This window comes from Mycobacterium sp., assembly GCF_046330795.1.
Lineage (GTDB): Bacteria > Actinomycetota > Actinomycetes > Mycobacteriales > Mycobacteriaceae > Mycobacterium.
In genome coordinates this window covers 1,449,952-1,469,816 of record NZ_JAXLSA010000001.1, presented here as the reverse complement: position 1 = coordinate 1,469,816, position 19,865 = coordinate 1,449,952, and the positions used below count along the sequence as shown (strand labels likewise).

18 protein-coding genes are annotated in these 19,865 nt (G+C 69.1%); 12 read left to right on the top strand and 6 right to left on the bottom strand.

What is annotated here, in order from left to right; genetic code table 11:
• The 3 genes from U0R18_RS06950 to U0R18_RS06940 all read left to right on the top strand — a co-directional run bounded on the left by U0R18_RS06950 (position 1) and on the right by U0R18_RS06940 (position 3,435).
• On the top strand, positions 1–972 hold the full coding sequence (locus U0R18_RS06950) for a class I SAM-dependent methyltransferase (RefSeq protein ID WP_526367227.1): 972 nt from the start codon (positions 1–3) through the stop codon (positions 970–972).
• Positions 962–2,161, top strand: coding sequence for a THUMP-like domain-containing protein (locus tag U0R18_RS06945; RefSeq protein WP_526367499.1), 1,200 nt, complete (start codon positions 962–964; stop codon positions 2,159–2,161). The genes U0R18_RS06950 and U0R18_RS06945 overlap by 11 nt, the downstream gene beginning before the upstream one ends.
• Before the next feature lie 146 nt (positions 2,162–2,307).
• The gene (locus U0R18_RS06940; protein ID WP_526367225.1) at positions 2,308–3,435 is read left to right on the top strand and encodes a GGDEF domain-containing protein; all 1,128 of its coding nucleotides are present in this window, start codon (positions 2,308–2,310) and stop codon (positions 3,433–3,435) included.
• A 1-nt stretch (position 3,436) separates the two neighbouring features.
• Here U0R18_RS06940 and U0R18_RS06935 read toward each other — a convergent pair whose 3' ends face one another.
• Entirely contained in the window at positions 3,437–4,714 is a 1,278-nt protein-coding gene (locus U0R18_RS06935) for a BamB-related PQQ repeat family beta-propellar protein (protein ID WP_526367497.1), read from the bottom strand.
• 120 nt (positions 4,715–4,834) lie between these two features.
• On the opposite strand from U0R18_RS06935, the gene U0R18_RS06930 reads away from it, so the two are divergent.
• Entirely contained in the window at positions 4,835–5,572 is a 738-nt protein-coding gene (locus U0R18_RS06930) for an acyltransferase (protein ID WP_526367223.1), read from the top strand.
• On the opposite strand, the gene U0R18_RS06925 is transcribed toward U0R18_RS06930, so the two are convergent.
• The 3 genes from U0R18_RS06925 to U0R18_RS06915 form a co-directional block, all read right to left on the bottom strand.
• Positions 5,569–6,816 carry a glycosyltransferase family 4 protein gene (locus U0R18_RS06925; protein ID WP_526367221.1) on the bottom strand — a complete coding sequence of 416 codons (1,248 nt, stop codon included), beginning with the start codon at positions 6,814–6,816 and terminating at the stop codon, positions 5,569–5,571. The genes U0R18_RS06930 and U0R18_RS06925 overlap by 4 nt on opposite strands.
• Positions 6,817–6,913: 97 nt before the next feature.
• Positions 6,914–8,434: a 1,4-alpha-glucan branching protein domain-containing protein gene (locus tag U0R18_RS06920; protein WP_526367219.1), complete on the bottom strand. Its 1,521-nt coding sequence runs from the start codon at positions 8,432–8,434 to the stop codon at positions 6,914–6,916.
• Complete coding sequence (locus tag U0R18_RS06915; RefSeq protein WP_526367217.1) at positions 8,431–9,252, bottom strand: class I SAM-dependent methyltransferase; 822 nt, start codon at positions 9,250–9,252, stop codon at positions 8,431–8,433. Before U0R18_RS06915 ends, U0R18_RS06920 begins: the two co-directional genes overlap by 4 nt.
• Before the next feature lie 183 nt (positions 9,253–9,435).
• Between U0R18_RS06915 and U0R18_RS06910 the strand changes: the two genes are divergently transcribed.
• The 6 genes from U0R18_RS06910 (at position 9,436) to mnmA (ending at position 15,357) form a co-directional block, all read left to right on the top strand.
• Positions 9,436–10,230, top strand: a complete 795-nt coding sequence (locus U0R18_RS06910; RefSeq protein WP_526367215.1) for an electron transfer flavoprotein subunit beta/FixA family protein — start codon at positions 9,436–9,438, stop codon at positions 10,228–10,230.
• A gap of 38 nt (positions 10,231–10,268) precedes the next feature.
• A complete protein-coding gene (locus tag U0R18_RS06905) occupies positions 10,269–11,225 on the top strand; it encodes an electron transfer flavoprotein subunit alpha/FixB family protein (RefSeq protein WP_526367213.1) in 957 nt (318 codons plus the stop codon).
• A gap of 158 nt (positions 11,226–11,383) precedes the next feature.
• Positions 11,384–12,220 (top strand): GNAT family N-acyltransferase, encoded by an 837-nt coding sequence (locus U0R18_RS06900; protein WP_526367211.1) that lies wholly within the window; start codon positions 11,384–11,386, stop codon positions 12,218–12,220.
• Positions 12,217–13,050 (top strand): lysophospholipid acyltransferase family protein, encoded by an 834-nt coding sequence (locus U0R18_RS06895; RefSeq protein ID WP_526367209.1) that lies wholly within the window; start codon positions 12,217–12,219, stop codon positions 13,048–13,050. Before U0R18_RS06900 ends, U0R18_RS06895 begins: the two co-directional genes overlap by 4 nt.
• Before the next feature lie 46 nt (positions 13,051–13,096).
• Positions 13,097–14,290, top strand: coding sequence for a cysteine desulfurase family protein (locus tag U0R18_RS06890; RefSeq protein ID WP_526367207.1), 1,194 nt, complete (start codon positions 13,097–13,099; stop codon positions 14,288–14,290).
• Positions 14,290–15,357 carry a tRNA 2-thiouridine(34) synthase MnmA gene (mnmA, locus tag U0R18_RS06885; protein ID WP_526367205.1) on the top strand — a complete coding sequence of 356 codons (1,068 nt, stop codon included), beginning with the start codon at positions 14,290–14,292 and terminating at the stop codon, positions 15,355–15,357. Before U0R18_RS06890 ends, mnmA begins: the two co-directional genes overlap by 1 nt.
• A gap of 85 nt (positions 15,358–15,442) precedes the next feature.
• Here mnmA and U0R18_RS06880 read toward each other — a convergent pair whose 3' ends face one another.
• Positions 15,443–16,501: a zinc-dependent dehydrogenase gene (locus U0R18_RS06880; RefSeq protein ID WP_526367203.1), complete on the bottom strand. Its 1,059-nt coding sequence runs from the start codon at positions 16,499–16,501 to the stop codon at positions 15,443–15,445.
• A gap of 215 nt (positions 16,502–16,716) precedes the next feature.
• Between U0R18_RS06880 and U0R18_RS06875 the strand changes: the two genes are divergently transcribed.
• Both U0R18_RS06875 and U0R18_RS06870 read left to right on the top strand, forming a co-directional pair.
• Positions 16,717–18,663, top strand: coding sequence for a PTS mannitol transporter subunit IICBA (locus U0R18_RS06875; RefSeq protein WP_526367201.1), 1,947 nt, complete (start codon positions 16,717–16,719; stop codon positions 18,661–18,663).
• Positions 18,664–18,683: 20 nt separating this feature from the next.
• A complete protein-coding gene (locus U0R18_RS06870; RefSeq protein ID WP_526367199.1) occupies positions 18,684–19,442 on the top strand; it encodes a DeoR/GlpR family DNA-binding transcription regulator in 759 nt (252 codons plus the stop codon).
• Here the strand turns inward: U0R18_RS06870 and U0R18_RS06865 are convergent.
• On the bottom strand, positions 19,423–19,833 hold the full coding sequence (locus U0R18_RS06865; protein ID WP_526367197.1) for a DUF6632 domain-containing protein: 411 nt from the start codon (positions 19,831–19,833) through the stop codon (positions 19,423–19,425). The two genes, U0R18_RS06870 and U0R18_RS06865, sit on opposite strands and share 20 nt — an antisense overlap.
• Positions 19,834–19,865 lie beyond the last annotated feature (32 nt).

The following is a 19,865-nucleotide window of genomic DNA, read 5'->3' as shown; positions in this document are numbered from 1 at the left end:
ATGACGACCACAGACCCATCCCCGAATCCGCACGCCACCGCGGAGCAGGTCGAGGCCGCGCGGCATGACACCAAGCTCGCCCAGGTCCTGTACCACGACTGGGAGGCCGAGAGCTACGACGACAAGTGGTCGATCTCGTACGACCAGCGCTGCATCGACTACGCGCGCGGCCGCTTCGACGAGATCGTGCCCGCCGAGGTCCAGCGTGATCTGCCGTACGACCGGGCGCTCGAGCTGGGTTGCGGCACCGGCTTCTTCCTGCTGAACCTCATCCAGTCCGGAGTGGCTCGGCGCGGGTCGGTCACCGACCTGTCGCCCGGGATGGTCAAGGTCGCGACCCGCAACGGCCAGAACCTCGGGCTGGACATCGACGGCCGGGTGGCCGACGCCGAGGGAATCCCCTACGAGGACAACACCTTCGACCTCGTTGTCGGGCATGCGGTGCTGCATCACATTCCCGACGTCGAGCTGTCGCTGCGCGAGGTCATCCGGGTGCTCGAGCCGGGTGGGCGATTCATCTTCGCCGGTGAGCCGACCACGGTGGGCAACGCGTATGCCCGCCGGCTGGCGGACCTGACGTGGAAGTCCACCGTCGCTGCGATGAAACTGCCCGGGCTGGGCAGCTGGCGCCGGCCGCAGTCCGAACTCGACGAGAACTCCCGGGCCGCCGCCCTGGAGTGGATCGTCGATCTGCACACCTTCGATCCGGCCGACCTCGAGCGGATGGCCCGGTCGGCCGGTGCCGTCGAGGTCGCCACCGCCAGCGAGGAGTTCACCGCGGCGATGCTGGGCTGGCCGGTGCGGACCTTCGAATCCACCGTTCCGCCCGGCAAGCTGGGCTGGGGCTGGGCGAAGTTCGCCTTCGGCAGTTGGACCACGCTGAGCTGGGTCGACGCGAACGTCTGGCGCCGCGTCGTACCCAAGGGCTGGTTCTACAACGTGATGATCACCGGGGTAAAGCCTGGCGCTTGAGTTCACCCTCGGCGACGTCGCCTACCTGGGTTCCGGACCGGGGGGCGCCGCGCTCGCCGAGGTCGAGACCAGGCTGCCGAGGGGCCGCGCCACGGTGGCCGACGTCGCCGCCGTCCGCGCCCGGTTCGGTGACCGCGCGGCAATCCTCATCGAAACCACCCTGCTGCGCCGTCGCGCCGATGTGAAACTCCCCGGCACCGCGGACTGGCTGTTCACCGATGATTCGCTGCAGCAATCCACCGCGGCCCCGGTGGCCGCGCACCGGGCCACCCGGCTGGCCGGTCGCGCCGTGCACGACGTCACCTGTTCGATCGGCGGCGAGTTGGCCGCGCTGCGGGGCACCGCCTCGATGCTGGTGGGCAGCGATCTGGATCCGGTCCGGCTGGCGATGGCGCGGCACAATCTGTCCCGGGGCGGGGTGCCGGCGCCGCTGCTCTGCCGTGCCGACGCCCTGGCGCCGGTCACCCGCGACACTGTCGTCGTGGCGGATCCGGCCCGCCGCTCCGACGGGCGCCGGCGATTCGATCCGCGCGACTACGTTCCCGCCCTGGACCGGTTGTCCGAGGTCTATCGCGGCCGCGATCTGGTGGTGAAGTGCGCTCCGGGAATCGATTTCGATGCGCTGCCGGCCCTGGGATATCAGGGCGAGGTCGAACTGGTGTCGTTGGCGGGCTCGGTGCGCGAGGCCTGCCTCTGGTCGCCCGGGCTGGCCGAGCCGGGAGTCACCCGCCGTGCGGTGGTGCTCGACCGGGCCGAGCAGATCACCGATGCGGATCCGGCCGAATCCGGCGTGGCGCCGGCCGGTCGCTGGATCGTCGATCCCGACGGCGCGGTGGTGCGGGCGGGCCTGGTGCGCCAGTACGCCACGCGACACGGACTGTGGCAGCTCGATCCGCACATCGCCTACCTGTCCGGTGACCGACTTCCGGCCGGCGTGCGTGGCTTCGAGGTGCTCGAGGAACTGTCCTACTCGGAGAATCGGCTACGCCGGGCACTCGCGGCCAACGATTGCGGTTCGTGCGAGATCCTGGTGCGCGGGGTGGATGTCGACCCGGACGGGTTGCGCCGCCGACTGCGGTTGAGGGGGACCCGGGCACTGTCGGTGGTGCTCATGCGCATCGGCGCGGGCGCGGCCTCCCGGCCGGTGGCGTTTGTTTGCCGCGCAGCGCGGCAAACATCTGACGGCTAATGATTGTTGTTTGCCGCTAATATTCTGCGGCCGATCTGGTCTATCCGTATTCTTGCGAAAACGCTTGTGCGTGCATGATATTGGTAACCGATTTGCGTTAGCTGTGGGCAGGGGTGGTGGATGACAGGGTGTTGGGGGAGTCCGTGATGGGGGGAGCCCTGTCCTGGTGGCGTCGGTCCGACCATTACTACTGGTTGACGGCGCTGCTGACCGCCCGCTCGGTGCAGACCCACACCTGCCGGTTGATGGGACTGGTGACCTTCGGGTTCGGTCTGATCCCGGTCGTCATGCTGGCCAGCCCGGCCGGTCCGCACGGTCGCACCGGCACCGTCCTCGCGCTGGTGATCTCGGTCGTCACCCTGATCCAGGCGGGGATGTGGCTGCGCGGCCGATGGCCCTCCAAACAGCGCTCGCTGTTCTACGTGACCACCTCGGCCATCTGCATCGCCGTGTCGTGCCTGATCCAGTCGCTGCCGGTTGCCGGTCTGCTGGGCTGTACCGCGTTCGCCGCACTGGCGATCTACATCGCCTTCTTCCACAGCGCCCGCTTCCTGACCCTGAACGCGATACTGGCCTGTGCCATCACCATCACGCTGGCGGTGCGGGTGGCCATGCACGGCGACCCCGTACTGGCGGTGTGCGCGGCGGTGTCCGTGTGGCTGGCCTACGTCCTGGTCCCGTTCACCGGTCACATGCTGATGCGCCTGCTCGACGTCGACGAACCCAACAGCGACATCGACCCCCTGACCGGCTTGCTGAACCGGCGGTCCTTCTACCGGCGGACCGGGGAGCTGTTCTCGGTCCGCGGCCGGCTCGATGATCGTTACCTCACGATCGTGCTGATCGACCTCGACAACTACCTGCTGCTGGCCGACACCAAGGGGCCCGAGGCCGGGGATCGTGCCTGTGTCGCGGTTGCCCAGACACTGCGTGAAACCACGCGGGGTGACGCGGTTGTCGCGCGCAGCGGCGACTCGGAGTTCCTGATCTCGGACACCTTCGCCACCGCGGACGCCTCACCGCTGGTCGAGCGGGTGCGCGGGGCCATCGCCACCACACCGCCCCGGCTGACGGCGAGCATGGGCGTGGTGTGCACCCCGCTGCGGGCGCTGGCCGAGCTTCCGCCCGAGGAGACGCTCGACGCCCTGATCGCACTGGCGCACGCCGAGATGACCGCGGCCCGCCGGGCCGGCGGCAACCAGGCGCGCAGCATCGAGTCCGCGGCCCCCCGCGTCGACGAATGGGACCTCGGACCCGACGACGAACCCTGGTGAGTCAGCCGGCCGCGGCGAATCCGTAGACCTGACCGTCGCTGGTGGCCACCACCACCCGGCGGTCCTGCCCGACCGAGATCCCGACGGGGAACCCCGTTGCGTCCGGCAGCGGATACGTGTTGACGGTCTGCCCGTTCTCGGGCGTGAACACGAGCAGCGACATGCGCCGCTCGTCGCCCTGGGTCTCGTCGATCACCGTGTAGGCGATGTCGCGGCCGGCCTGGGCAGCGGTGGTCAGCGGATGGACGTCGCCGCGCCGCCAGACCTCCTCGGCGTGATCGCCGGCGTCCTTGACCGCCACCAGTTCGGTGTCGGGACCGCCGCCGGCCAGAATCAGCCCGCCGGGTCCGACGGTCGGCGGCGTCTGTGCCAGGAAGTCAAGCGGCACAGACCATTTCACGCTGCCGTCGGCGGCGTTGAGCGCCCACAGCGCCCGGTTGCGCCCGTTGACGTACACCGTGGCGCCGTCGGGGGAGAACACCGGCGCCGCGATGACACCACCGGCCACGGCGTCGGCGGTCCAGGAGCGACCGAGCATCGGCGCCCGGCCGTTCTGGTAGTGCAGCGCGGTCAGCGTCGCGTGCGGCTCACCGGGCTGCCAGACCGGGACGACGATGGTGCCGGTGCCGGCGAAGAACGCGGGCGCCGCGGCGATCGGGCACTCCGGCCCGCTGCGCGCGCAGTCGGCCAGGCCGCGGGTCGAGTCCGTCGGGTCGATGCCGCCCACCAGATCGATCGGATTGCCGGCCACCACCCCGCGATGGGCGTCGAACACCAGCACCTGACCCAGATGGGTCACCACCAGCAGGTGGTTGTCGCCCAGCAGGCGTGGCGTCATCGGCATGCCGATCACCTGGGCACGCCACCTGATCCACTGCGTCGGCGGATAGGACATGATCAGGCCGGGCTGACCGACGTAGAGGTTGTCGAAACCGTCGAACAGCGCGCCCGCGAAGCCGCCGCCCTGGATCAACCGCGTGCACCACCGTTGCCGGCCGTGATTGCCGTTCTCCCACACCATCAGTGAGCAGCCGCCCGCCGTCTGCGCGTTGGCCGCCAGGTAGCCGTCGGACCCCAGGGCCACAGCCGCGCCCAGATCGCCCTTGACCGAGCGGGTCCAGTCCAGCGTCAGCTCGTGCGCGCCGGCGGTGCCGGTGTAGCTGCGGTTGGCGGCGTCGGCGTACTGCGCGGGCCAACCGCCGGCCGGGGCGGCATCCACCCACGAATCGGTGCCGTGGCAGCCGCTGAGAACGGAGACAACCAGGGCCGAGGACGCCAGCGCGACGAGTCGCCGAAGCACCAGTGCCGTTCCCTCCTGGTCGTGCCGGTGATTCCGGCACCTTGAGGGTATCCCGTGGGTATCCCGTCGCCCTCCGAGCCTCGCGTAGGCTTTCCGGCCATGACGACCATGTGGGGTGCGCCGCTGCACAAACGCTGGCGCGGATCGCGACTCAAAGACCCACGTCAGGCGAAATTCCTGACCGTTGACTCGCTCAAATGGGTGCTGGCCAACAAGGCCTACACACCGTGGTACCTGGTCCGGTATTACCGGCTGCTGAAGTTCAAGCTGGCCAATCCGCACATCATCACGCGCGGCATGGTCTTCCTGGGCAAGGGCGTAGAAATTCAAGCCACCCCCGAGCTGTCCCAGATGGAGATCGGTCGCTGGGTGCACATCGGCGACAAGAACACCATCCGCTGCCACGAGGGTTCCCTGCGGATCGGCGACAAGGTGGTGCTGGGCCGCGACAACGTCATCAACACCTACCTCGACATCGAGCTCGGCGAGTCCGCGCTGATGGCCGACTGGTGCTACGTCTGCGACTTCGACCACAGGATGGACAGCATCGAACTGCCCATCAAGGATCAGGGCATCGTCAAGAGTCCGGTGCGCATCGGCCCCGACACCTGGATCGCGGCCAAGGTGACCATCCTGCGCGGCACCACCATCGGGCGCGGCTGCGTGCTCGGCGCCCACGCCGTGGTCAAGGGGGAGATCCCGGACTATTCGATCGCGGTCGGCGCACCGGCCAAGGTGGTGCGCAACCGCAAGCTGGATTGGGAGACCACCGCCGCCCAGCGCGCCGAGCTGGCCGCGGCGCTGGCCGACATCGAACGCAAGAAGGCCGCCCGCTAACCGTAGTCCGGCAGCGGCCGTTCCACGATCAGGCGGCGCGGCTGTGGTTGGCGCTCGGCACGTTTGGCGGCCAGGTACACCTGCGCGGTGTGATCGGCCACCGTCATCCAGGAGAAGTCGGACGTGAGCCGGTCGCGGGCGGCCAGCGCGCGGGTCTGCGCGGCGGCCGGGTCGTCGAGCACGGTGCGCACCGCGGTGGCCAGTGCGGCCAGGTTGCGCGGCGGGAACGACGTCCCGGTGACACCGTCGATGACGGCCTCGCCGAGGCCCCCGACGGTCGAGGTGACCAGCGGGGCGCCGGTGGCCGCGGCCTCGAGCGCCACGATTCCGAACGGCTCGTAGTGCGACGGCAGCACCGCGGCATCGCAGCGGTGCAGGTGTTCCAGCAACTGCGAATGATCAACCCGGCCAATGAAATTCACGGCCTTGAGCACCTTGTGGCGACGGGCCTGTTCGACCAGGAAATCCAGCTGGGTGCCGTCGCCGGCGACGGTCAGGGTGGTGCCGGGATGGGTGCGCCGGATCCGGGGCAGCGCGGCGATCGCGTCGTGCACGCCCTTCTCGTACTCGAGCCGGCCGAAGTACAGCAGTTCGGCGGGTTCGGTCGGTTCGGTGGGTTCGGCGTGGGAGCGGCGCATGGCGAACGGCCAACCGTCGGTGTCGATCCCGTTGGGGATCACGGTGGTCTCGGACAGTCCCGGGCCGAACAGTGCGGTGATCTCCTCGCGCATCGAGGCCGAGCAGGTGATCAGCGAGTCCGACTCGTGCACCAGCCAGGACTCGAGTGCGTGCACTTGCCGGCTGACCGCGCCCGAGACCCAGCCGGAGTGTCGGCCGGCCTCGGTGGCGTGGATGGTGGAAACCAATGGCACATCGAAGAATTCGGCCAGCGCGATCGCGGGGTGGGCCACCAGCCAGTCGTGGGCGTGCACCACGTCGGGCCGCCAGTCCCTGATCGACAGGCCGGCGCGCGTCATCGCGTGCCCCATGGCCATCGTCCAGGCCATCATGTCGTCGCCGAAGGTGAACTCATGCGGATCCTGGGCCGCGGCGACGACGCGCACGCCCTCGCTGACCTCGTCGACGGTCGGGTGGGTGCTCGGGTCGGTGTCGGTGGGCCGGCGGGACAGCACCACCACTTCATGTCCGTCGGCGACCAGTTCGGTGGCCAGGTGGTGCACGTGCCGCCCCAGCCCGCCGATCACCACCGGCGGGTACTCCCACGACACCATCAGGATCTTCATCGGGCCGTCCCCTGTTGGCGCGAGCGTCCGCATTTGTACAGATGTGCGCGGCGTGTTGCGTACGAACACGCACGCTCGCGGAGTATGGGGGGTCGTTTCATCGGGGCAGCCGCCGGGCGTCCAGGGCGCCGAACAACCCGTCGGCGCGGTTCCAGCCCTCGGCCAACCGGGCGGCGGTGTCGTGCCGGCCCGCCGCGTGCGCGTCGGCGATCTCCCGGGTGGCGTGCGCATGCAGGTGGGCGCGATAGCGCGCGTAGTCGGCGGCGGAGTCCTTGCTGACCATGAATGGCCAGTCGCTGGACACCGTCAGCAGCGTCTCCCGCAGGATCTGATCGGCCACGAAATCTCGGGCCGGAGCTCCGCCGGCCTGCGCGAGCCCCTTGTCCACGCATGCCAGCGCGGTGTCGACCACCTCAACGTTCAGCTGGACCAGATCGGCCACCTGCTCACCGGACCAGACCTGCCAATCCTTGCCGGAACCCCAAGAGCTGGGCGGCAATTCGACGGGGCCGCCGACAAACCCGCGGGCGGCCGCGTCCGACAGGGTGCCCACCTCGATGCCCGCGGCGGGCAGGGCCCGCAGGACTCGTTCGAGCCAGAGCGGACCCTCGTACCACCAGTGCCCGAACAACTCGGTGTCGAAAGCGGCGATCACGTGCGCGGGGCGACCGATGCGCTCGGACTCCGTGCGCAGCCGGCGCCGGACCACCTCGACGAAATCGGCGACATGCGCGTCGACCGCGGCGTCGGCGCGCTGCGGATCGTAGGGCGCCTTCTCCTCCGACGGCACGTTGCGACCGGTGACGCGCGCCGGCTTGAGTCCGGTGGCGTGGTCGTAGGTATGAAAATCCCGGTAGGCGGCGTGCCCGGGATAACCGGACTTCGGCGACCAGACCCGGTAACTGACCTGGAGGTCGCGGCCGAACGCCAGGACGCCGGTGTCACCGACGGGCCGGCCCAGTGCGGTATCGCCGTGCAGCGACGGCCCGTCGACCATGAAGTGCCCGACACCCGCATCGGCGTAACCGTGCTCCATGCCCGGGGCGTAGGCGCACTCGGGCGCCCAGATGCCCACCGGGGTGTGCGCGAAGCGCTGCTGGGCATCGGCCAGGCCCTCGCGCAGCGCGAACTCGCGCAGTCGCGGATTCAGCAACGGCTGGAACGGATGTGCCAATGGGCCGCCGAGCAATTCGACCGTGCCGGCCGAGATGAGTTGGCGCAGTAGGGGACTGGCGCCGTGTCGCCACAGCGTCTCGAAGTCGGCCAGGGCCCGGTCGGCCTCGACCCGTTCGCGAATTCCGAAGGTGCGCAACGCTTCCGACGGAAGAGTGGTGGCCTCCTGGGCGCGCAGACCCCAGTTGGCCAGCCAGTGGTGCATGCCGTCGAGGCAGTAGGGATCGTCGAGCTGGGCCGTCACCACCGGCGTCATGCCCAGGGTCACCAGGCCGGTGCGATCCTCGGCGGCCAGCGTGCGCAGCACCCGCATCAGCGGCAGGTAGGCCGCCGACCAGGACTGGTAGAGCCATTCCTCGCCGACCGGCCACCGGCCGTGGTGGGCCAGCCATGGCAGGTGGGTATGCAGGACCAGACTGAAGAGTCCGGGAGTGGGTTCGGTCACGGGCGCACCGCGATCGCCACGAGGTCCAGGCTGTCATCAATATTGCAGTTGTTGCGTCCGCTCTCCAGCAGTTCGAAGTCCTCGGTGCGGACGGCGGTGACGTCGGCCAGCAGATCGTCCGGCCAGGGTGCGTCGGCCAGCGCCCGCGCGATCTGCGCGTCGATGATCGATCCGCCGTGCCGGGCGTCCATGGCGCGCAACGCGGGGCCGTGAAAAACGCCCTGGACGCGTTCCATCTCGAAGCCCCCGTCGGCCAGGAGCTCGGTGAGCTCGGCGGCGTTGAGTTCGCGGGTGTGGAATGGGTTGACCGGGGTGTCGCTGCCAGGGGTGAACGTGATCCGGTTCGGCGTCGACATCAGGAGCAGGCCGCCGGGCCGGAGCACCCGCCGGCATTCGGCCACGAACTGTGACTGATCCCACAGGTGCTCGATGACCTGGAAGTTCACCACGACGTCCACCGACGCGTCGGGCAGCGGCAGGTCCGTCAGATTCCCCTGGAGCACCTCCACGCGCGGATACCGGGCCCGCACGTGCGCGACGGCCGAGTCGTCGTAGTCCACGCCCGTCACGCGCCGGGCCACCCCGGCCAGCAGATCGGCCCCGTAGCCCTCGCCGAATCCCGCTTCCAGCACGTCACGGCCCGTGCAACGGTCCGCCAGGCGCTGGTAGACCACCTCGTGCCGGCGGAACCAGTAGTTCTCGATGTCCAGGCCAGGAACCGTGCGCTCACCGGTCAGGGGCAGCGTGTCAACCCGCTTGGGGGAACCCCCGGAAGCGGGTTTCTCGTCGGTCGGTCCGTCGGTAACGAATGCGCTCATTGGAAGGCAGGCTAACGCGTGCCAGGTATGGGCGGGCTGAACATGCAGGACGACCGGTTATGGTGTACGAGCGAACCCCCATAAGTTACTGACTAGTAACATTGCCGGGGGATCCCAAAATGGCCAAGCACCCTGTGTCGGTTCGCGCCGCGCGGGGCCCGTCGAGGAGGACGAAACAGAGTCATGACGAACATCGTGGTCCTGATCAAACAGGTCCCAGACACCTGGTCGGAGCGCAAGCTGACCGACGGTGACTTCACGCTGGACCGTGAGGCCGCCGACGCGGTGCTGGACGAGATCAACGAGCGCGCCGTTGAGGAAGCGCTGCTGATCAAGGAGCGTGAGGGTGACGCGGGCGGCACGGTCACCGTGCTGACCGCCGGCCCGGAGCGCGCCACCGAGGCAATCCGCAAGGCCCTGTCGATGGGCGCCGACAAGGCCGTCCACCTCAAGGACGACGGCATGCACGGCTCCGACGTCATCCAGACCGCCTGGGCACTGGCTCGCGCGCTGGGCACCATCGAGGGCACCGAGCTGGTCATCGCCGGCAACGAGGCCACCGACGGCGTGGGCGGCGCGGTGCCGGCCATCATCGCCGAGTACCTGGGCCTGCCGCAGCTGACCCACGTGCGCAAGCTGACCGTCGAGGGCGGCAAGGTGACCGCCGAACGCGAGACCGACGACGGCGTGTTCACCCTGGAGGCATCGCTGCCGGCCATCGTGAGCGTCAACGAGAAGATCAACGAGCCGCGCTTCCCGTCCTTCAAGGGCATCATGGCCGCCAAGAAGAAGGAAGTCGCCGTGCTCAGCCTCGGCGAGATCGGTGTCGAGGCGGATGAGGTCGGCCGCGAGAACGCCGGTTCCACCGTGCTGTCGGCCACCCCGAAGCCGCCGAAGACCGCGGGCGAGAAGATCACCGACGAAGGCGACGGCGGCAGCAAGATCGCCGAGTACCTGGTCGGTCAGAAACTCATCTGATATCCCCTGAACCCCAAAGATTAAGAGGCTGAACAACAATGGCTGAAGTACTTGTGCTCGTCGAGCATGCGGACGGTGCCCTGAAGAAGGTCACCTCCGAGTTGATCACCGCGGCCCGGGCTCTCGGTGAGCCGTCCGCCGTCGTGGTGGGTGCCCCCGGCACCGCCGCCGGCCTGGCCGCGGATCTCGCGGCTGCCGGTGCGGCCAAGATCTACGTCGCCGAGTCGGCCGACGTCGACAACGTCCTGGTGACCCCCTACGTGGACGTGCTGGCCGCGCTGGCCGAGTCCGTCGCCCCAGCCGGCGTGCTGATTGCCGCCAACGCCGACGGCAAGGAGATCGCCGGCCGGCTGGCCGCCCGCATCGGTTCGGGTCTGCTGGTCGATGTCATCGAGGTCCGCGAGGGCCCGGTGGGTGTTCATTCCATCTTCGGTGGCGCGTTCACCGTCGAGGCCCAGGCCAACGGCGACACCCCGGTGATCACCGTGCGCCCGGGTGCCATCGAGGCGGCCCCGGCCGCCGCCGCCGGCGAGCAGGTCACCGTCGAGGTGCCCGCCGCCGCGGAGAACGCCACCAAGATCACCGCGCGGGAGCCCGTCGTCGCCGGTGACCGTCCGGAGCTGACGGAAGCCTCCGTCGTCGTCTCCGGTGGTCGTGGTGTGGGCAGCGCCGAGAAGTTCTCGGTGGTCGAGGAGCTCGCCGACGCCCTGGGCGGTGCCGTGGGCGCGTCGCGTGCCGCGGTCGACTCCGGCTACTACCCGGGCCAGTTCCAGGTGGGCCAGACCGGCAAGACCGTCTCCCCGCAGCTGTACATCGCCCTGGGCATCTCGGGCGCCATCCAGCACCGGGCCGGCATGCAGACGTCGAAGACGATCATCGCCGTCAACAAGGACGAGGAAGCGCCGATCTTCGAGATCGCCGACTACGGCATCGTCGGCGACCTGTTCAACGTGACCCCGCAGCTGACGGAGGCCGTCAAGGCTCGCAAGGGCTGACCGCTTTCCGCCGCGAGCAGACGCAAAGGTCCCCATTTCCCTCGGGAAATGGGGACCTTTGCGTCTGCTCGGCGGGTGAACTCGTATTCACCTGACGCTCACGAACACGTCACGCGCCGATTGCCGTCACGCCGATTGGCTGGTCGAACCTGCAGGTCATGAGCACTGCTTCCGTACTCATAGCCGCCGACCCCGCCGACCGGCCCGTTGATTCCAGCGGTGCGCCCCGCTACACCCTGCTGCTGTCGAGAGATCCGGAATTGATCGCCGCGGCCCAGCGGCTGCGTCACGACGTCTTCAGCACCGAACCGGGATTCGCGCTGCCCGCCTCACCCGACGGGCGCGACGCCGACCGGTTCGACGAGCACTGCGATCACCTGCTGGTCCGCGAGGACAACAGCGGAGAACTGGTGGGCTGCTACCGGATGTTGCCGCCCCCGGGTGCGATTGCCGCTGGAAGTCTTTACACCGCAACCGAATTCGAGGTCAGCGGCTGGGATTCGCTGCGGCCGTCGCTGGTCGAGATGGGCCGGGCGGTGGTGCGTGCCGAGCACCGCAACGGCGCGGTGGTCCTGCTGATGTGGGCCGGCATCCTGGCCTACCTCGATCACAGCGGCTACGAATACGTCACCGGCTGCGTATCGGTACCCACCCACGACCCGACCGGCCTCACGCCCGCGGGCACACAGGTACGTGGGGTGCGCGACTTCGTGGGCCGCCGCCACTGCGCGCCGCCGGAGCGCACCGTCTACCCCTACCGGCCGGTGCTGCTCGACGGCCGCGGCCTGGACGCCATCGAACCGCCGGCCCGACCCGAGGTTCCGGCTCTCATGCGCGGCTACCTGCGGCTGGGCGCCCAGGTGTGCGGCGAACCGGCCCACGACCCGGACTTCGGCGTGGCGGATTTCCCGGCGCTCCTGGACAAACGGAACGCCGACACCCGGTATCTCACGCGATTGCGGTCGGTGTCGGCCGCGACGGAGCTGGTGTCGTGACGACCGCCAATCCCTGGCTGCCCAGCGCCTCGTGCGACGAGGGCTGCCTGCGCGCCGGTGCGGCGCCGGCCGGTGCGCGGGCAGCCGTCACGTTCCGGGTGGTGCTGCGGGTGCTGGGAGTGTTGCCGCTGCTGTCGGCGCTGCCCCTGCTGGTGGTGCCGTTGCCCGGTCGCTCACACATCCAGCGCGGCTATTGCCGGCTGGTGCTGCGCTGTCTGGGTGTGCGAATCACGGTGTCGGGCGGCCCGATTCGCAACCTGCGTGGGGTGCTGGTGGTCAGCGGGCACATCTCGTGGGTGGACATCTTCGCGATCGGCGCGGTGCTGCCCGGATCGTTCGTGGCCAAGGCGGAACTGATCAGCTGGCCCGCCTTCGGTGTCCTGGCCCGGCTGATGAAGGTGATCCCGATCGAGCGCGGCAGCCTGCGTCGGCTGCCGGCGGTGGTCGATGCCGTGGCGGCCCGGCTGCGTGCCGGCCACACCGTGGTGGCCTTCCCCGAGGGCACCACGTGGTGCGGACTGGGCTACGGCCCCTTCCGGCCGGCGATGTTCCAGGCCGCCATCGACGCCGCCAGGCCCGTGCAGCCGCTGTGTCTGACCTACCACCACCGGGACGGCAGCGCATCGACCGTGCCCGCCTACATCGGCGACGACACCCTGTGGTCGTCGATCTGCCGGATGGTGACGGCCCGGCGGACCGTCGTGCACGTCCATGTCGATTCGCTGCAGTTGCCCAGTGCCGATCGCCGCGAACTGGCCCAGCGCTGCCAGGTCGCCGTCCGCGATGCGCAACCGGCCGATCGCACGCCCGGGCACGCGCTGGTGGCCTGACCGGCCGGTCGGCCGGCCCGGCTTCTGCGGGTACCCTGGACAGGCCATGAGTCCCGCCCGTCCGGTGTATCTCGACCACGCCGCCACCACCCCGATGTTGCCTGCTGCCATCGAGGCGATGGCCGCTGTCCTCGGCACCGTCGGCAACGCGTCGTCACTGCACACCGCGGGTCGCACCGCGCGCCGTCGGATGGAGGAGTCGCGGGAGTCCATCGCGGCGGCCCTGGGTGCGCGGCCATCGGAGGTGATCTTCACCGGCGGTGGGACCGAGAGCGACAACCTGGCGGTCAAGGGCATCTACTGGGCGCGCAGCGATGCGCAGCCACGCCGGCGCCGCATCATCACCACCGCCGTCGAACACCACGCCGTCCTGGACGCGCTGGGCTGGCTCGCCGAACACGAAGGTGCCGTCGTCACGTTCCTGCCCACCGAGTCCGACGGTTCGGTGACGGCGGGGGCGCTGCGCGCAACGCTCGAGGAGCACGGCGAAGAGGTCGCGCTGGTATCTGTCATGTGGGCCAACAACGAGGTCGGCACGATCATGCCGGTCGGCGAATTGACCGCCGTGGCCGCCGAGTTCGACGTCCCGCTGCACACCGACGCCGTCCAGGCCGTCGGGCAGATCCCCGTCGATTTCGCGGCCAGCGGGTGTGCGGCGATGAGCGTGGCCGCGCACAAGTTCGGTGGTCCGACGGGCGTGGGTGCGCTGCTCCTGCGCCGCGATGTCGCGTGTGTGCCACTCATCCACGGTGGCGGCCAGGAGCGTGACGTGCGTTCGGGCACACCGGATGTCGCCGGCGCGGTCGCCATGGCCACCGCGGCCCGGATCGCCGTCGACGGCCTGGCGGACAGCGCGGCGCGGTTGCGCGGCCTGCGGGATCAGTTGATCGACGGTGTGCTCGCCGAGATCGAGGACGTCGTCGTCAACGGGGCGCGGCAGAACCGGCTGCCGGGCAACGCCCACTTCACCTTCCGTGGCTGCGAGGGCGACTCGCTGCTGATGTTGTTGGACGCCAACGGGATCGAATGTTCCACCGGTTCGGCCTGCACGGCCGGCGTGGCGCAGCCCTCGCACGTCCTGCTGGCCATGGGTGCGGATCCGGCGACCGCCCGGGGTTCGCTGCGATTGTCCCTGGGCCACACCACCGTTGAGGCCGACATCGACGCCGCCGTCGAGGTGCTGCCCGGCGCCGTCGAGCGGGCCCGGCAGGCGGCCCTGGCGAGTGCCGGGAGAGCCTGATGCGGGTGCTTGCCGCGATGAGCGGCGGAGTGGATTCCTCGGTGGCCGCGGCCCGCATGGTCGACGCCGGTCACGACGTCACCGGTGTGCACATGGCGTTGTCGTCGGCACCGGGGGCCTTGCGCACCGGGTCGCGCGGCTGCTGCTCCAAGGAGGACGCCGGCGACGCCCGCCGCGTCGCAGACGTTCTCGGGATCCCGTTCTACGTCTGGGATTTCGCGGACCGCTTCAAGGAAGACGTGATCGACGACTTCGTCGACTCCTATGCCCGGGGCGAGACCCCCAACCCGTGCGTGCGCTGCAACGAGAAGATCAAGTTCTCGGCGTTGTCGGCCCGCGCGCTGGCCCTGGGATTCGACGCGGTGGCCACCGGGCACTACGCCCGGCTGTCCGACGGCCGGCTGCGCCGGGCGGTCGACCGCGACAAGGACCAGTCCTACGTATTGGCCGTGCTGACCGCAGAACAGTTGCGGCACGCGGTGTTTCCGATCGGAGACACCCCGAAGGCGCAGATCCGCGCCGAGGCGTCGCAGCGCGGACTGGCCGTGGCCACCAAGCCGGACAGCCACGACATCTGCTTCATCCCCTCCGGTGACACCCAGGCCTTCCTGGGCGCGCGGATCGGCGTGCGCCGGGGTGCCGTGGTGGACGCCGGGGGAGCGGTGCTCGCCGAGCACAACGGCGTTCACGAATTCACCATCGGGCAGCGCAAGGGCCTCGGTATCGCGGGTCCCGGGCCGGACGGCCGGCCGCGCTACGTCACCGACATCGATGCCGGCACCGGCACCGTGCGGGTCGGCTACGTCGAGGATCTCGACGTCTGGGAGCTGGCCGGTCAGCGGCCCGTGTTCACCGCGGGCCAGCCGTTCGCGGCGCCGGTGGAGTGCGAGGTCCAGGTGCGCGCGCACGGTGAGATCGTGCCTGCGACAGCGGAATTGGCCGACGGATCGCTGAGAGTGCGGTTGCGGTCAGCGCTGCGCGGGGTGGCGCCGGGACAGACCCTGGTGCTCTACCGCCCCGACGCCGGGGCCGGTGACGAGGTGCTGGCCAGCGCCACCATCGCCTGACGGCGAGGGGCACCGAGAGTCACACTCTTGACCGGGTCACTCGGCCGATGTGTACAACAACATCACTCTCGGCGCGGGTGGGGACCTACGGCTCCACGGTGACCTTGATGGCCTCACCCTTCTTGACGATCGTGAAGGCGTCGAGCACGTCGGTCAGCGGGATGTGCCGCGTGATCAGATCCTTGACCGGAACCTGGCCGGTCGAGATGTACTGCAGCGCACGCTTGTTGTGCTCGGGCGCCGAACCGTTGGCGCCGTGGATGTGCAACTGCCGGTAGTGCACCAGGTTCGAGTCGCACGTGATGGTGGGGTCGGTCTTGGGCAGGCCGCCGAAGAACGAGATGCGGCCATTGCGCGCGGCCATCGAAATCGCCTGCTCCTGAGCAACATTGGCGGCCGTCGCGGTGATCACGACGTCGGCGCCGCGGCCGCCGGTGAGCTCCATGACCCGCTCCACCACATCGACCTGGGATCCGTCGATGATCTCGTCGGGGGACACCGCGTCGGCCGACATCTGCAGCCGTTCGGCGTTGACGTCGACGAGATAGACCGGGCCGCACTTGTGCACGCCGCGCGCGATCCGGATGTGCATGCAGCCGATCGGGCCGGCGCCGAACACCACCACGGTGTCGCCCTCCTCGATGCCGAGCAACTCCTGGGCGTTGATGGCGCACGCGAACGGTTCGGCCGCCGACGCCTCGTCGAACCCGACATTGTCCGGAATGCGGTTCAGCCCATCGACTTTGAGAACCTGTCGGGGCACGATCATGTACTCGGCGAAGCCGCCGTCGTATTGGTAGCCCATCGAGGTCTGGTTCTGGCACACCGCCATCCAGCCCTTACGGCATTCGTAGCAGTCCCCGCAGGGCACCGCGGCGATCACCTGGACGCGGTCGCCGGCCTTCCAGTCGCTGCCGTAGGTGGTGTTGACGTCGGCGCCCACCTCGACGATCTCGCCGGCGATCTCATGGCCGATGGTTCGCGGGGGGCTGAGGTTCTGATGGCCGTTGTAGAAGATCTTGACGTCGGTGCCACAGGTCGAGCAGTTCCGGACGCGCATCTTGACCTCGTCGGGAGCACAGGTCGGTTCGGGAACGTCCTCGAGGCGGATGTCCTCCGGTGCGTAGAAGCGCAGGGCCTTCATTGCGGATCCTCTCGTATGTCCCGGTGTGTTGCCCAGCACTCTAACGGCGAATCGGGCATAAATCCACCAAATGGACTGCCCATTTTTGCCCGAATGCTTGCGCTGATGCCCGTTTATGGGTTGTACTTGTCCACATGTGACCGGCATCACCGGTCGTCGCCCGGGTTCGGGATGGACTAGTACGGAGGTTGATCGAGTTGTCCGAGGTCGCAGTTGTGCAAGAGCCCCGGGTCGGCGCCCGGGTGCGGGTCCAGAAGCTGGGCACGGCGTTGTCGAACATGGTCATGCCCAACATCGGTGCGTTCATCGCCTGGGGCCTGATCACCGCCCTGTTCATCAAGACCGGCTGGCTGCCGGGCCTGTTCCACGGACTGCAGGATCCCGACGGCTGGGTCGCCAAGATCGGCGGCTGGGGCTCGTTCGAGAGCGGCGGCATCGTCGGCCCGATGATCACCTACCTGCTGCCGATCCTCATCGGTTACACCGGCGGCAAGATGGTCTACGACACCCGCGGCGCGGTCGTCGGCGCGATCGCCACCATGGGTGTGGTCGCCGGCGCCGATGTGCCGATGTTCATGGGCGCGATGATCATGGGCCCGCTCGGCGGCTGGCTGATGAAGAAACTGGACGCGGTGTGGGACGGCAAGATCCGGCCCGGCTTCGAAATGCTGGTGGACAACTTCTCGGCCGGCATCCTCGGGCTGATCCTCGCGGTGTTCGGGTTCTTCGGGATCGGGCCCATCGTGTCGGGCTTCACCCACGCCGCCGGCAACGCCGTCGACTTCCTGGTGGACCACGACCTGCTACCGCTGACCTCGCTGTTCATCGAGCCGGCCAAGGTGCTGTTCCTCAACAACGCCATCAACCACGGTGTGCTGACGCCGCTGGGCACCACCCAGGCGCTCGAGACCGGCAAGTCGATCCTGTTCCTGCTCGAGGCCAACCCGGGGCCGGGCCTCGGATTGTTGTTGGCGTACATGGTTTTCGGGAAGGGAATCGCCCGGGCGTCGGCGCCCGGCGCGGCGATCATCCAGTTCTTCGGCGGCATCCACGAGATCTACTTCCCGTACGTGCTGATGAAGCCGAAGCTGATCGCGGCCACCATCCTCGGCGGCATGACCGGCGTCTTCATCAACGTGCTGTTCGGGTCGGGATTGCGCGCGCCGGCCGCCCCCGGATCGATCATCGCCGTCTACGCACAGACCGCATCCGGCAGCTTCCTGGGTGTCACCCTGTCGGTGCTCGGCGCTGCCGGGGTGTCGTTCCTGGTGGCATCCCTGCTGCTGAAGACCGACCGGGCCGACGACGACGGCGACCTGCACGCGGCCACCGCCGACATGGAAGCGCTCAAGGGCAAGAAGTCCAGCGTCGCCTCGGCCCTGGTGGGCGCCCAGCACGGTCCGGTGAAAAATATCGTGTTCGCGTGCGACGCCGGAATGGGTTCCTCGGCGATGGGGGCGTCGGTGTTGCGCAAGAAGATCCAGCAGGCCGGCTTCGGCGACGTCAAGGTCACCAACCAGTCGATCGCCAATCTCACCGACAGTTACGACCTCGTCGTCACCCACCGGGACCTGACCGCGCGGGCCCAGCAGCGGACCCCGTCGGCGACGCACGTGTCGGTCGACGACTTCATGAACAGTCCGCGCTACGACGAGGTCGTCGAGCTGTTGGGCCGCACCAACGCGGGTGCGCAGGCGCCCGCCGCGGTGGAGGACGAGGCCGCGCCGGCCGGCGAAGTGCTGGCCCTGGATTCGATCCGACTGACCGGGACGGCCACCACCCGCGACGAGGCCATCGCCGAGGCCGGTGCGCTGCTGGTCGCCGCCGGTGCGGTCGACCCGACCTACGTCGACGCCATGCACGACCGGGAGCGCTCGGTGTCGACGTACATGGGCAACGGCCTGGCGATCCCGCACGGCACCAACGAGGCCAAGGGGTCGATCCGGCGCACCGGCATCTCGTTCGTCCGGTTCCCCGCGCCGATCGACTGGAACGGCAAGCCCGCCGAGTTCGTCGTCGGGATCGCCGGTGCCGGCAATGACCACCTGGCGCTGCTGAACCAGATCGCCCAGGTGTTCATCAAGCCCGACGAGGTCGCGCGGCTGCGGGCCGCCCGGACTCCGGAAGAGATCAAGGAGATCCTCGTCGTCTCCGACAAGTAGCGACAAGTAGTGTGACGCAAGTGGATTCAGACACCCGGCAGAACCGGATCGTCGAGTTCGCCCGCACCCGGGGCCGGGTGGAGGTCAACGCGCTGGCCGACGAACTCGACGTCGCCAGCGAGACCATCCGTCGCGACCTGAAGGCGCTGGCGGGCCGGCGGCTGCTCAAGCGGGTCCACGGCGGAGCGGTGCCGTTGGAGACCGCGGCGTTCGAGTCCGGTGTCGAATACCGCAGTCAGGTCGACCTGGCGCAGAAGCACCGGATCGCCTCGGCGGCAACGGATCTGCTGCACGGCGCCGAGACGGTCTACCTGGACGAGGGATTCACACCGCGGCTGATCGCCGAACGGATCGCCGAACGGGAGCTGACCGTGGTGACCTCGTCGCTGCTGGTCGCCGAGGCGCTGGCGCACAGCACGTCCGTCACCGTCCTGCTGCTCGGCGGGCGAATGCGCGGCCGCACGCTGGCCACCGTGGACCACTGGGCGGTGGACATGCTCGCCGGCCTGGTGATCGACGTCGCTTTCCTGGGCACCAACGGGATCTCGCTCGAACACGGGCTCACCACACCCGATCCCGCCGTCGCGGCCGTCAAGGCCACGGCGGTCCGGGTGGCGCGGCGTCCGATTCTGGCGGCCGCCCACTCCAAGTTCGGGGAGGCGAGCTTCTGCCGGTTCGCGCAGGTGTCCGATTTCGAGGCGATCGTCACCGGCACCGAGTTGCCCGCTGCCGACGCCCGCCGGTACGAGGTGCTGGGACCTACCGTGCTGCGGGTGTGACACCGCGCGCGACGCCGGACGACCACATCAGCGCTGGTAGCACCACGGCCGCGATGAGCAGTGCCGGCACGTCGCCCCAGAGGTGTCCCATGTGGTGCGCACCGTGGAACGATTCCACCGCCATGACCACGGCGTGCACCGCGCTCGAAACCGCGGCGAACCAGATCAGGCTGATGTGCGCCTCCGGTTGTCGCGCCGCGTTCCACAGGAAGAGTCCGAGCGTCACATAGAGGCCGACGATCATCATGAAATAGTCGGATTGATAAGGCGATCCATGGTGCCAGGCCCACCCCGACGGCCACACCACGGCCAGCGGATACAGCAGGATCATCACCGTGCCGAACACGGCGAGGGCGATCTGCAGGAGCCGATAGCTCGTCGAGGTTGTCATTGTCGCGCTCCAGGTCGAAGGTTCGATGTCGT

Bases quoted from the DNA above. Each gene is read 5' to 3' on its own strand.
- U0R18_RS06950 (WP_526367227.1), top strand. From the start codon at position 1: ATGACGACCACAGACCCATCCCCGAATCCGCACGCCACCGCGGAGCAG.
- U0R18_RS06940 (WP_526367225.1), top strand. From the start codon at position 2,308: ATGGGGGGAGCCCTGTCCTGGTGGCGTCGGTCCGACCATTACTACTGG.
- U0R18_RS06930 (WP_526367223.1), top strand. From the start codon at position 4,835: ATGACGACCATGTGGGGTGCGCCGCTGCACAAACGCTGGCGCGGATCG.
- U0R18_RS06925 (WP_526367221.1), bottom strand. From the start codon at position 6,816: ATGAAGATCCTGATGGTGTCGTGGGAGTACCCGCCGGTGGTGATCGGC.
- U0R18_RS06915 (WP_526367217.1), bottom strand. From the start codon at position 9,252: ATGAGCGCATTCGTTACCGACGGACCGACCGACGAGAAACCCGCTTCC.
- U0R18_RS06910 (WP_526367215.1), top strand. From the start codon at position 9,436: ATGACGAACATCGTGGTCCTGATCAAACAGGTCCCAGACACCTGGTCG.
- U0R18_RS06905 (WP_526367213.1), top strand. From the start codon at position 10,269: ATGGCTGAAGTACTTGTGCTCGTCGAGCATGCGGACGGTGCCCTGAAG.
- U0R18_RS06900 (WP_526367211.1), top strand. From the start codon at position 11,384: ATGAGCACTGCTTCCGTACTCATAGCCGCCGACCCCGCCGACCGGCCC.
- U0R18_RS06890 (WP_526367207.1), top strand. From the start codon at position 13,097: ATGAGTCCCGCCCGTCCGGTGTATCTCGACCACGCCGCCACCACCCCG.
- mnmA (WP_526367205.1), top strand. From the start codon at position 14,290: ATGCGGGTGCTTGCCGCGATGAGCGGCGGAGTGGATTCCTCGGTGGCC.
- U0R18_RS06880 (WP_526367203.1), bottom strand. From the start codon at position 16,501: ATGAAGGCCCTGCGCTTCTACGCACCGGAGGACATCCGCCTCGAGGAC.
- U0R18_RS06865 (WP_526367197.1), bottom strand. From the start codon at position 19,833: ATGACAACCTCGACGAGCTATCGGCTCCTGCAGATCGCCCTCGCCGTG.